General features: G+C 57.9%; 10 protein-coding genes. 8 read left to right on the forward strand and 2 right to left on the reverse strand.

Annotated elements, in window-relative coordinates; genetic code table 11:
- The first annotated feature begins 64 nt into the window (after positions 1-64).
- From ACGK9W_RS10560 to ACGK9W_RS10570, 3 genes are all read left to right on the forward strand, one after another.
- The gene (locus ACGK9W_RS10560) at positions 65-2,035 is read left to right on the forward strand and encodes an acetyl/propionyl/methylcrotonyl-CoA carboxylase subunit alpha (RefSeq protein ID WP_288365160.1); all 1,971 of its coding nucleotides are present in this window, start codon (positions 65-67) and stop codon (positions 2,033-2,035) included.
- Positions 2,032-2,859 carry an NAD(P)-dependent oxidoreductase gene (locus tag ACGK9W_RS10565; RefSeq protein WP_008174063.1) on the forward strand — a complete coding sequence of 276 codons (828 nt, stop codon included), beginning with the start codon at positions 2,032-2,034 and terminating at the stop codon, positions 2,857-2,859. Before ACGK9W_RS10560 ends, ACGK9W_RS10565 begins: the two co-directional genes overlap by 4 nt.
- A 63-nt stretch (positions 2,860-2,922) precedes the next feature.
- Positions 2,923-4,749, forward strand: a complete 1,827-nt coding sequence (locus ACGK9W_RS10570; RefSeq protein WP_288365158.1) for a long-chain-acyl-CoA synthetase — start codon at positions 2,923-2,925, stop codon at positions 4,747-4,749.
- A gap of 347 nt (positions 4,750-5,096) precedes the next feature.
- Here the strand turns inward: ACGK9W_RS10570 and ACGK9W_RS10575 are convergent, their stop codons facing one another.
- Both ACGK9W_RS10575 and ACGK9W_RS10580 read right to left on the reverse strand, forming a co-directional pair.
- A complete protein-coding gene (locus ACGK9W_RS10575; protein WP_008174060.1) occupies positions 5,097-6,077 on the reverse strand; it encodes an NADPH:quinone oxidoreductase family protein in 981 nt (326 codons plus the stop codon).
- A gap of 146 nt (positions 6,078-6,223) precedes the next feature.
- On the reverse strand, positions 6,224-6,790 hold the full coding sequence (locus ACGK9W_RS10580; protein WP_008174059.1) for a BLUF domain-containing protein: 567 nt from the start codon (positions 6,788-6,790) through the stop codon (positions 6,224-6,226).
- 193 nt (positions 6,791-6,983) lie between these two features.
- On the opposite strand from ACGK9W_RS10580, the gene ACGK9W_RS10585 reads away from it, so the two are divergent.
- The 5 genes from ACGK9W_RS10585 to ACGK9W_RS10605 all read left to right on the forward strand — a co-directional run bounded on the left by ACGK9W_RS10585 (position 6,984) and on the right by ACGK9W_RS10605 (position 11,667).
- Positions 6,984-7,601 (forward strand): trimeric intracellular cation channel family protein, encoded by a 618-nt coding sequence (locus ACGK9W_RS10585; protein ID WP_062781766.1) that lies wholly within the window; start codon positions 6,984-6,986, stop codon positions 7,599-7,601.
- A gap of 151 nt (positions 7,602-7,752) precedes the next feature.
- Complete coding sequence (locus ACGK9W_RS10590) at positions 7,753-9,051, forward strand: NCS2 family permease (protein WP_008174056.1); 1,299 nt, start codon at positions 7,753-7,755, stop codon at positions 9,049-9,051.
- Between the two features lie 30 nt (positions 9,052-9,081).
- Positions 9,082-9,624 (forward strand): adenine phosphoribosyltransferase, encoded by a 543-nt coding sequence (locus tag ACGK9W_RS10595; protein ID WP_008174054.1) that lies wholly within the window; start codon positions 9,082-9,084, stop codon positions 9,622-9,624.
- Positions 9,625-9,647: 23 nt separating this feature from the next.
- The gene (locus tag ACGK9W_RS10600) at positions 9,648-10,310 is read left to right on the forward strand and encodes a fumarylacetoacetate hydrolase family protein (protein ID WP_008174051.1); all 663 of its coding nucleotides are present in this window, start codon (positions 9,648-9,650) and stop codon (positions 10,308-10,310) included.
- A 49-nt stretch (positions 10,311-10,359) separates the two neighbouring features.
- Complete coding sequence (locus ACGK9W_RS10605) at positions 10,360-11,667, forward strand: AarF/ABC1/UbiB kinase family protein (RefSeq protein ID WP_008174049.1); 1,308 nt, start codon at positions 10,360-10,362, stop codon at positions 11,665-11,667.
- Positions 11,668-11,669 lie beyond the last annotated feature (2 nt).

The raw sequence follows: 11,669 nt of genomic DNA on the forward strand, positions 1-11,669 counted from the left end.
GCGGTTTTCTGGAAGCCAGACGGCACTCAGCCTCGCGGCTTACTCCAAAGGAGAGAACAAGAACATGTTAAAGAAACTACTAGTAGCCAACCGCGGCGAAATCGCAGTCCGCGTCATCCGCACCGCGAAAGCCCTTGGTTACCGCACCGTAGCTGTCTACTCCGAGGCCGACGCCAGGGCCATGCACGTGGAACTGGCCGACGAGGCCGTCTGCATTGGCCCGGCACAGGTATCCGCCTCCTACCTGAACAGCGATGCAATTCTTGAAGCCGCCCGCAAAACCGGCGCCGACTGCATCCACCCGGGTTACGGCTTCCTCTCCGAGAATGCCGCCTTCGCCAACGCCTGCAAAGACGCCGGCCTGGTGTTTGTTGGCCCTCCCGCCTCGGCCATCGAACTCATGGGCAGCAAGCGCCGATCCAAAATCGCCATGCAGGAGGCCGGCGTGCCAGTGGTGCCTGGCTATGAAGGCGACAACGCCAACGACGACGAACTGATCGCCTCCGCCAAAGACATCGGCTACCCCCTCATGATCAAAGCCTCTGCCGGCGGTGGTGGCCGCGGCATGCGCCTGGTTGAGAGTGAATCCGAACTGGCCGACAACATCAAACGGGCCCGTTCCGAATCAAACCAGGCCTTCGGCGACGACGAACTGATCCTGGAGAAAGCCGTGATTGAGCCCCGCCACGTGGAAATCCAGGTGTTTGCGGATCGCCACGGCAATGCGGTCTACCTCGGCGAACGGGACTGCTCAGTACAGCGCCGACACCAGAAAGTAGTGGAAGAAGCACCCTCCCCCTTTGTCACGCCGGAACTACGACAGGCCATGGGTGAGGCTGCAGTCAAAGCGGCTCTGGCCTGCAACTACGAAGGCGCCGGCACCGTCGAGTTCCTGGTCGACAAGCACCGAAACTTCTACTTTCTGGAAATGAACACCCGCCTGCAGGTAGAGCATCCGGTCACCGAACTCATTACCGGCCAGGATCTGGTCGCCTGGCAGCTCAACGTGGCTGAGGGACGCCCGCTGCCGCTCGGCCAGGACGATATTCACCTGAATGGCCATGCCATTGAGGTTCGACTCTATGCAGAGGACCCTGCCCACGGATTCACACCCCAGACCGGACCGCTATACGCCTTTGAACCAGCCGAAGGCGAAGGTTTACGGTTTGATACCGGGGTACGATCTGGAGATGCTATCACTCCCCACTACGACCCCATGCTGGCAAAAGTAATTGCCTGGGGCCAGAACCGAGATGAAGCCCGCCGGCGGCTGATCCGCTCGCTTGAGGACACGACCGTGTTCGGCGTGACCACTAACCGCCATTTCCTGAGCCGGATTATCGCAGACGAAACTTTCGGGGCCGGCGGGGCGACCACGGCCTTCCTTCAGCAGGCCTTCAAGGACGATCCATCCCTTCAGCCGCAAAACCTGACCATTCGCCAGTTGGCCCTGGCCGCCTGCGTGCTCGACCATGGCATTTCGGGCCAGAGCGCCTGGAGCAATGCGCCGGCCACCATGACGCCCATCAAGCTGGAAACCGGCGACACCACTGTCGAGCTACTGGTGACCCGCAACGGCAGCCGGCTGTCTGTGAGTATGGGCGAAACCCGGCATTCCCTGGTACTTGAAAGCCAGAGGGATGGCCATTTGTGCATTATCGACAACGGCGTTCGTCAGGCCTGCCAATATCACCGCCAGGGCGATTCCCTATATTTGCAGGCGTTCGGGCAATCCTGGTCGGTGCGCGATGTTACCCACCAACCAGCCAGGACTGCTGGCGGCGCGGGCAGCGGTCGCATCCAGGCGACCATGGATGGCGCCATCATTGATGTGTTGGTTGAGGCTGGTCAGAGCGTTCACCAGGGCGATACGCTGGTGATACTGGAAGCCATGAAGATGGAGCATCCGGTAAAAGCAGACCGGGACGGCAGAGTCGCCGAGATTCTTGCGAGCAAGGGCGACCAGGTGAAACGCAGTCAGTTACTGGTCCAGATAACCGCCAACGAGACGGCCGAACAGGAGAACGAGGCATGAGTACCATGCGTGATCGTACCGTTTTTATCACCGGCGCCAGCCGTGGCATCGGCCGGGCCATCGCCCTCGCCGCCGCCCGTCAGGGCGCGAACGTAGTGATTGCCGCCAAATCAGACACGCCTCATCCGAAGCTGCCAGGCACGATCCATACGGTGGCGGAGGAAGTTCGGGATGCTGGAGGCAAAGCGCTACCGCTGGTTCTGGATGTCCGGGATGAAAAGCAGATCCGCCAGCGCATTGATGAGGCCGGCGAGCATTTTGGCGGCATCGACGCACTGGTAAACAACGCAGGCGCCATTCGGCTAACCGGTGTGGAAAACCTCAAGGTCAGCCGGTACGACCTGATGCATCAGGTCAATGCCCGGGCCGTCATGGCCTGCAGCCAGGCCGCACTGCCCTGGCTGAAACAGTCGGACCGGGCTCACATCCTGAGCCTGTCGCCGCCTCTGAATCTGAATACCCGGTGGTTCGCCCAATATGGCCCCTATACCACCACAAAATACGCCATGACCATGCTGAGCCTGGGCATGGCGGAGGAGTTCAGGCGGTACGGCATTGCGGTTAACACGCTGTGGCCAAAAACGCTGATTGCCACGGCAGCCATCGAATTTGAGGTTGGCGGGCCCCAGATGATGGCCCAGGGCAGGAAACCGGACATCATGGCCGATGCTGCTGTCAGCATCCTCAACCGGTCGTCTGAGACTATGACTGGTCAGACCCTGATCGACGAGGACCTGCTACGGCAGGACGGTATCACCGACTTCGAGCATTACCGGTATGAGCCGGGCGATAAGCCCCTGATGCCGGACCTGTTTTTGGACTGAACCCGAGGCATGCGTTGTTCCGGGTTCAACGTCCACACAATAAAAGGGACAAATGGAAACACCATGAGCCAAGACAACGTATCCGCACTGGACATTGCCCGCAGCCTGCCCGGAATCTTCCGGCGCTTGCCGGCCATAACCCGGGGGCTGTATTACTATGCCCTGAAAAACGAGAACCGTGAGCTTACGCTCGGCACTCTTATCGAGAGCAACGCCCGGAACCTGGGCAGCCGGCCCGCCATTCTGTTTGAAGACCGCTCGATCACATGGAGCGAACTAAATGGCTGGGCCAACCGCATTGCCCGCTACCTGCAGGACCAAGGGCTTGCCAAAGGGGACGCCATTGCGATCTTCCTTGAAAACCGCCCCGAATTACTGGCCGTAGTAGCCGGCGCAGCCAAACTCGGCGTCGCCTGCGCCATGCTCAATACCTCCCAGAGAGGCAAGGTACTCGAACACAGCATCAACCTGATCGAGCCCAAAATGGTGGTGGTTGGCGAGGAACTGGTCGAGGCGTTCGACGGCATAAAGACAGATCTCAAGACCGCCCATCCCCAGCCATTCCAGTTTCTGGCAGACACCAACACGCTGAACGCCTTTGGGGACGCACCAACCGGTTATGCCAACATGGCCGAGCAGGTCAGCACCTTCAACAGCGACGCCCCGGTTCTGAGCGATGCGCCGAAAATGGGCGATACCGCCATCTACCTGTTCACCTCCGGCACCACCGGCCTGCCCAAGGCCGCCCCGGGCTCACACCGCAAATTTATAATGGCCTACGGCGGGTTTGGCCTGATGTCTCTGGCCATGAAGCCGGAGGACGTTCTTTACTGCACGCTCCCCCTTTATCACGGCACCGCTCTGCTGGTCTGCTGGGGGTCCGTCCTGGCCGGCGGCTCCGCCATTGCCCTGCGCCGCAAGTTCTCCGCCAGCGCCTTTTGGGACGACGTTCGCTATTACCACGCCACCACCTTCGGCTACGTCGGCGAACTCTGCCGCTACCTGCTGAACCAGCCACCCAGCGAACAGGACCGGAACCACAGCCTCACCAAAATGATCGGCAACGGCCTCCGCCCCTCCATCTGGAAGGAATTCAAGCAGCGCTTCGGGATAGAGACAGTCGCAGAGCTCTACGCCTCCAGCGAAGGCAACATCGGCTTCAGCAACTTTTTCAATATGGACAACACCGTGGGCTTTTCCACCGCCCCCTACAAGCTGGTGAAATTCCACGACGGCACACGGGATCCAGTTCGTAACGAAAAAGGCTTCATGCAGGAAGTCGCAAAAGGCGAGCCCGGCCTGTTGATCGGCGAGATCACCAAGAAATGGTCGTTCGAGGGTTACACCCAGAAAGAGGCCACGGAAAAATCGATCCTCCGCAACGCTTTCAAGAAGGGGGACGCCTGGTTCAACACTGGCGATGTCCTGAAGGAAATCGGGTGCGGCCACCTGCAGTTCGTCGACCGTATGGGCGATACCTACCGCTGGAAGGGCGAAAACGTCTCAACGACGGAAGTGGAAAACATCATCGACGGCTCGGGGATGGTCGAGGAAGCCATCGTCTACGGCGTCGAGATCCCCGGCTCCAACGGTAAGGCCGGCATGGTGACCCTGGTTCCCCACAGTAATGGCCAAGAGTTCGATGTGAACAGATTATTCGCCTATCTGCGGGACAATCTGCCGGCCTATGCAGTACCGGTGTTTGTGCGCATCACCCACGCCATCGAGAAAACCGGAACCTTCAAATACCGCAAGGTGGATATCCAGAAGCTGGGCTATTCGCTTAGGGACGGCGAGGAAGTCTATGCCTGGTTGCCCGGGACTGATGGGTATACCCTGCTGACGCCGGAGCTGGTTTCGGAGATTGACTCGGGTTCGGTCCGGTTTTGATGATTGGCCTTTTGTCTGGGCCCTAGCCTTATGGATTAGCGGATTGGTGAGGGTGGGCACCTCCTCCCAAAAACCGCTACAAGCACGTCCGTGTGCGCTTGTTTCGGGCCGTCCATGGCCCTCTACATTTTTGGGAGGAGGTGCCCACCCTCACCACCGGGCTATTGCGTTATAGTCTTGATACTCAGAGATACCACTGATTCCAGAAGTTGCCGGTTGGAAGCACTTCCCAAAAATGTCGGCGGCCATGGATGGCCGACGCCAAGCGCACATGGATGTGCTCGTAGCGGTTTTTGGGAGGTGCTTCCAACCGGCAACCTCCCAAAGCTTTCAGGCTTCGATAAAACTCAGGAGCCGACTTTAAGCACAACCTTGCCAGTCGCTTTGCGTTCAGTAAGGGCTCCAAGGGCAGAGGCGTAATCCTCGAAGTCATAGACGGCACTGATCTTCGGATCAATCTTGCCCTCGGCATAGAGCTTCATCAGCTCCATCATGTTCTGGGCGCTGGCTTCCGGCTCGCGTTGAGTGAAACTGCCCCAGAATACGCCAACAACGGAACAACCTTTCAGAAGAGTCAAATTTGCCGGGATTTTCGGAATCTCGCCGGCCGCGAAGCCGATGATCAGGTGGCGGCCATTCCAGGCCATGGCGCGGAGAGCCTGTTCGGTGAAGTCACCGCCTACGGGGTCGTAGATGACATCCACGCCTTTGCTGTGAGTAAGCTTCTTCACCGCGTCTTTAAGAGGCTCTTCGGCATAATTGATAAGCTCATCGGCGCCAGCTTCCTTGGCAACCGCTAGCTTTTCCGCCGAACTGGCGGCTGCAATAACCTTTGCGCCCATGGCCTTGCCGAGCTCAACCGTTGCCAGGCCCACGCCACCGCTGGCGCCCAGAACCAGAAGCGATTCGCCAGGCTGAAGGTTGCCGCGCTGCTTGAGGGCATAATAGGAAGTCCCATAAACCATGGTGAAGGCCGCAGCCTTCTCGTCGGACATGCCATCGGGGACGGGGAGAAGATTCTGCTCCGGCACGATGACTTCTTCGGCAAAGGCGCCATAACCTGTCAGCCCAGCAACACGGTCGCCTACCTTGAAGCGGGTTACCTTGTCGCCAACCTCGATAACCTCACCCGCCATTTCGCCACCCGGGGAAAAAGGCAGGCTTGGCTTCAACTGATATTTGTTCTCGATGATGAGGGTGTCCGGAAAATTCAGGCCGGCGGCTTTAACGCGCACTTTGACACCGCGGCCTTTCACTTCGGGGCTGGGAACTTCTTCGATGACCAGCTTCTCGGCCGGACCATATTCCTTGCAGAGGATGGCTTTCATGAGTGCTCCGTTTTTGTTCGATCGGATTCCAGGCGACAGGCGCCTGTGATTGTTATCCGTCAAGCTAAACAGAGTCTTAACATGAAGCAAATAAAGTTCTTTTATCTAAGCGCATAAGCGGCGCTTATTTCTCAGAGCGAGTCCATTCAGAGCATGGTCCCGCCGATCACGAGAGCGCCAACCAAAACCACCCCGGCCACAATCAGGCCAGTTTTCATTCCTGAGGACAGCACCTGAGGCGCGTCGCCGACAGATTTAGGATCATCACGGGTAGACAGATTCTGTTCCTGGCTGGAGTTGCGAACGAGCTCGATCATTTTCTCGCACTGTTCAGAGGTGAACGCGGCCGGATCAAAGGATTCAAGTCCCTGATCATCCAGAAATGCCCGAACGTCCCTCGAAAGCGGCACGTATTTCATGGACCAGTTACTGAACGTTCGGCTCTTCAGGGGCTCTTCTATCAAGGTGACGATGTTGCGGTGGCGGTCATCCTTCAGGATCCTGTCATACGTGCGACGGACGGCGTCCTCTTCACCTTCCAGATACTGGAAAAACCGGTCGTTTCCGTAGTAGAGGCCACCGACCAACTGGTCTTTGGCATTGTTCTTACGGGAGGTCATCAGAATTCGTGCAACGTGGGGTTCAACACCCTTTTCCACCGGTTTGGCTTCAAACGTGGCTTCACTGGCATAGGCCAGACGCATCAAGGACATAGCAACTCCGTACAACAGGATACAGGTAAGTTGAATGCAAGATACGTTCAGAACTGTCGCTATGGATCACAGTCCGGAGGCCTGCGCCTCCTGACACCTATCTGGCCTCAGGTGAAAGCCATCCGCTTTTTCGCTATCCTGCGCGCTTCGACTTTAGGCATCCGGCCACTCCTGGCCTATCTCGGGGCTCGCCATGATCGACATCATCTACGTGCTTGAAATGGTTGGAATCGTCGCGTTTGCGATTTCCGGCATGATCGTGGCGCGCTCCAAAAATATGGATCCTGTGGGCGTATTTACCATCGGCTTCATCACGGCACTCGGGGGTGGCACCCTGCGCGACCTGATCATGGACAACCACCCTCTTTACTGGATCAAGCACGAAGAGCAACCGATGCTGATTCTGGCCATGGCGGTTGTCTTCAGCTATTGGAAAAAAGCAGAGCGGCTGCGGGAGTCAAGAATTGTGTTCCCCGACGCCATCGGACTCGGCGTTTTTTCCATCCTTGGCGCCCAACTGGCCCTGGATCTGGGACATTCCTGGTTTGTCGCTTCCCTGCTGGGAGTGATGACAGGCACCTTTGGCGGCGCCCTGCGGGACACCCTCTGTAACGAGGTCCCCTATATCTTTCGCAAAGACCAGATCTACGCCTCGATCTCATTCGCCGGATGCTGGCTGTACTTTGTCTGCCAGTGGTTCCTCGACAACGAGGTCCTGCCGTTGACCATTGGCCTGCTTTTTATCGTCATCGTGCGGATGCTGGCGGTCCGCTTCGATATCCGGCTTCAGCGTGACTCTCATGGCAACTAACGCCACATTCGCTTTGACGAACTGTCAATCATCCCTTGGCCTTAGGAGGCTGAGCCGGTAATATTGCCGTTTTTTCACGCAATTCAAGAATTCCGTCCAGACCAGACCCCCAAACACAAACTTTCAGCATCCTGTGAGGCAGACACCCGTCATGCTTGAACGACTGTTCCAACTCCAGGCCCACGGCACCACTGTTCGTAAAGAAGTGGTTGCGGGCATTACCACCTTCCTGACCATGGCGTACATCATCGTGGTCAACCCGAGCATCCTGTCATCGACCGGCATGGATTTCGGGGCTGTCTTTGTTGCTACCTGTCTTGCAGCCGTGATCGGCACCCTGATCATGGGGCTATGGGCCAATTACCCGATCGCCATGGCACCAGGCATGGGGCTCAACGCCTTTTTCTCCTTCACGGTCGTCGGCAGCATGGGCTACAGCTGGCAGATAGCGCTCGGAGCGGTGTTCATTTCCGGCTTCCTGTTCTTCCTGCTGAGCATCTTCAAGGTGCGGGAATGGATCATCAACAGCATTCCCATGTCCCTGCGCTTCGGCATCTCCGCGGGCATTGGCTTCTTCCTGGCCCTGATCGCCCTGAAGAATGCCGGCATTGTTGTGGATCACCCCGCCACGCTTGTGGGGCTGGGTGAAGTGAAAGTGGCAGAGAGCCTGCTGTTTTTCGGCGGCTTCGTGCTGATTTGCGCACTGTCCTTCCGCCAGGTAACCGGCGCCGTCATGATTGGTATTATTGCGGTTACCGGCGTAGCCATGGCACTGGGAATGGTGGAGTACAACGGTCTGGTTTCAGCACCCCCGAGCATAGCGCCGACGTTCATGCAGCTGGACCTGGCGGGCGCCCTGAATATCGGCATGATCAGCGTGATCTTTGCGTTTCTGTTCGTCGATCTGTTTGATACATCCGGCACCCTGATCGGCGCCGCACAGCGCGGTGGTCTCCTCGACAAGGACGGCAAACTGCCGCGCCTCGGCCGGGCCCTGATGTCGGACTCGGTTGCGACCATGTCCGGTGCCGCCCTCGGCACCTCAACCACCACCAGCTACATCGAATCCACCGCGGGCATCTCCGCCGGCGGCCGAACCGGCCTGACCGCTGTCGTGGTTGCCGCGCTGTTTCTTGCTTGTTTGCTGCTGTCACCGATCGCCAGCATCATCCCTGCCTACGCCACCGCACCGGCACTGCTTTACGTGGCGGTTCTGATGGCCAGCGGCCTCAAACTGATTGATTGGGAGGATGTCACTGATGCGGCCCCGGCTGTTGTCACCGCCCTGATGATGCCTTTGACCTTCTCCATTGCCAACGGCATCGCCCTGGGATTCATCACCTACGCCATTCTGAAGGCACTCAGTGGCCGCTGGGCAGATCTGAACGCCAGTGTTGTTATCATTGCGGTTGTGTTTGTTCTGAAATTCATTTTCCTGGATGCGGCCTGATCCGCTTCCAGGGCATTAACCGGAACGTTTATGGATTATTTTTCTGAAAGCATCAAAAAGGCCATTCGCACGGTCCCGGACTGGCCAAAGCCGGGCGTGGCCTTTCGCGATATAACCACGGTACTGCAGGACAAGACTGCCTTCCGTAAACTGATTGATGCCTTCGTACACCGCTACCACGGCCACAAGATTGATGCCGTGGCAGCGGTGGATGCGCGCGGCTTTATCATTGGCTCGGCACTGGCCTATGAGCTCAACGCGTCCCTGGTACTTGTCCGCAAAAAAGGCAAGCTGCCGTTCGATACGCTGGTGGAGGACTACGAGCTTGAATACGGTACCGCCTCCGTGGAGCTACACAAGGACGCGTTCAAGCCGGGCGACAACGTGGTTCTGGTGGATGATCTGATTGCCACTGGCGGCACGATGCTCGCCGCGACCCGTCTGATCCGCAGGATTGGCGCGGAAATTGTGGAAGTGGCAGCCATGATTGATCTGCCCGATCTCGGCGGCTCCCGCAAGCTGCAGGACGAAGGCCTTCAGGTTTATACTGTTTGCTCGTTTGAAGGGGAATAATCAACAGCAATCAGGAGGCGACCATGCCGGATTACCAACACCACTGGAAGGATGGCACACCCGTCCATCTGCCACTGGGAAAGATCGTCTGCATTGGTCGCAACTACGCCGAGCATGCCCGGGAGCTCAATAACCCGGTGCCGGATGAACCGCTGCTGTTCATCAAACCCGCAACCTCGGCGGTGCATATCACCCGTCCCCTGGATTTTCCAAGAGACCAGGGGGCGGTTCACTTCGAGACCGAACTGGCGGTTCTGATCGGTCGCCCCTTGACCCGAGCTTCAGCCAGCGAAGCCAAATCCGCGATACTGGGCTACGGTCTGGCACTGGACCTGACTCTGCGGGATCTACAGGGCAAACTCAAAGAAAAAGGCCAGCCATGGGAAAGAGCGAAGGGGTTCGATGGTGCCTGTCCGCTTTCGCCGTTTGTCGCGGCCGATAAGTTTCCCGATGCCCCCATTCACTTCACAATGGACATTGATGGCAACCGCCAGCAAACCGGCGATACCGGCGATATGCTCAACCCCATCATTCCCCTGATCGCTCACATCAGCAGCCAGTTCACTCTGCTGCCCGGCGATGTGGTGCTGACAGGAACACCAAAAGGCGTGGGCCCGCTGGTTTCTGGCCAGACCCTGTCGCTTGAACTGGAAGACCTGCTGTTCGTGGAGACCAAAGTGGTTTAACGTGCAGGGCCGGCTAAACCCAAATCCGGTCAAAGGCGTACATCTGTTTATGGCAAAGAAACCGGTAACCTCCCGACGTGGTCGCTTCTTCAAACTCGCTGGCATGACTGCCTCTGTGGCAGGGCAATATGCCGGCCAGCGTGCGCGCCGCCTGTTCCGCTCAGAAAATGACGAGGGCGCGCAGAGCGAAAGCTACACACGCATGGCCGACCAGATCGCCGATACCCTGGGCGAGCTGAAAGGGGCGGTCATGAAAGTCGGGCAAATCGCTTCCCAGACCCAGGACTTTCTGCCCAAGGAATTCTCGGACGCGCTCGAGAAGCTTCAGAAAGAAGCCCCGCCCATGCCTTTTGAGGTCATCGTGGGGCAGATCGAATCGGAACTGGGCAAACCGGTCTCCGAGCTTTTCGAGTACCTGCAGGAGACACCCTACGCTGCGGCTTCCATCGGCCAGGTGCATCGCGCCAGACTCCACGATGGCACCGATGTTATTGTGAAAATCCAGTACCCCGGCGTGGACGAATCCTGCGATTCAGATCTCAAGCAACTGCGCATGGCACTGAGATTGGGCGGCCTGCTGAAAATGCCCAAGGAGTCGGTCGACCGGCTGTTCGCCGAAATCCGGGAGCGACTGAAAGAAGAACTGGATTACGAGAACGAAGCACGAAATATCGAACTCTTTCGGGAGTTTCACAAGGATCAGCCCTGGGTGCTCATCCCTTCCGTGGCGAAGAGCCACTCAACCCGACGTGTCCTGACGATGGAACTGGTTGAGGGAGATCACGTCAGCAAGGTTACGAGAGACCGGTACGACCAGGACACCATCAACCTGATAGGTCACCGGATCTTCATGCTCATGGCGGACCAGCTTTTCCGTTTCCAGTGCATCCATGGCGATCCCCACGCCGGCAACTTCGCCTACCGGCCTGATGGCTCCATCGTCATGTACGACTTCGGCTGCGTAAAGAAGCTGAAACCGGAAATCATCGCCGCCTACCGCAACGCCCTGGTTTCTGCCCTCGAGGAAGACTACGAAGCGCTTGACCGTCATCTGATTGACCTGGGCGCGCGTGTCGGAAGCCAGCCAGCCGTGGATGAAGCCTACTACGCTATGTGGCGGGACATTCTGGTGGTGCCCTTCGAGGATCGGGAGGTGCCCTATAACTTCGCAGAAGCCGACATCCACAAGCGCGTGGCCGAGAAAACCAGCACCGTGTTCAAATACCTCGACTACTTCAAGCCGCCGGTGGAAAGCATCTTTATCGACCGGATGATTGCCGGTCATTACTGGATGCTGAAGCGGCTGGGTGTTCAGGCTGCGTTCAGGGAAGAACTGGAAAGGTACCTGAAAGCCTGAAC

It is taken from the genome of Marinobacter flavimaris (assembly GCF_045057155.1).
GTDB classification, from domain to species: domain Bacteria; phylum Pseudomonadota; class Gammaproteobacteria; order Pseudomonadales; family Oleiphilaceae; genus Marinobacter; species Marinobacter manganoxydans.

What these genes read in the sequence shown, in the direction of transcription:
- ACGK9W_RS10560 (WP_288365160.1), top strand. Translation starts at nt 65, where the DNA reads ATGTTAAAGAAACTACTAGTAGCCAACCGCGGCGAAATCGCAGTCCGC.
- ACGK9W_RS10565 (WP_008174063.1), top strand. Translation starts at nt 2,032, where the DNA reads ATGAGTACCATGCGTGATCGTACCGTTTTTATCACCGGCGCCAGCCGT.
- ACGK9W_RS10570 (WP_288365158.1), top strand. Translation starts at nt 2,923, where the DNA reads ATGAGCCAAGACAACGTATCCGCACTGGACATTGCCCGCAGCCTGCCC.
- ACGK9W_RS10575 (WP_008174060.1), bottom strand. Translation starts at nt 6,077, where the DNA reads ATGAAAGCCATCCTCTGCAAGGAATATGGTCCGGCCGAGAAGCTGGTC.
- ACGK9W_RS10580 (WP_008174059.1), bottom strand. Translation starts at nt 6,790, where the DNA reads ATGTCCTTGATGCGTCTGGCCTATGCCAGTGAAGCCACGTTTGAAGCC.
- ACGK9W_RS10585 (WP_062781766.1), top strand. Translation starts at nt 6,984, where the DNA reads ATGATCGACATCATCTACGTGCTTGAAATGGTTGGAATCGTCGCGTTT.
- ACGK9W_RS10590 (WP_008174056.1), top strand. Translation starts at nt 7,753, where the DNA reads ATGCTTGAACGACTGTTCCAACTCCAGGCCCACGGCACCACTGTTCGT.
- ACGK9W_RS10595 (WP_008174054.1), top strand. Translation starts at nt 9,082, where the DNA reads ATGGATTATTTTTCTGAAAGCATCAAAAAGGCCATTCGCACGGTCCCG.
- ACGK9W_RS10600 (WP_008174051.1), top strand. Translation starts at nt 9,648, where the DNA reads ATGCCGGATTACCAACACCACTGGAAGGATGGCACACCCGTCCATCTG.
- ACGK9W_RS10605 (WP_008174049.1), top strand. Translation starts at nt 10,360, where the DNA reads ATGGCAAAGAAACCGGTAACCTCCCGACGTGGTCGCTTCTTCAAACTC.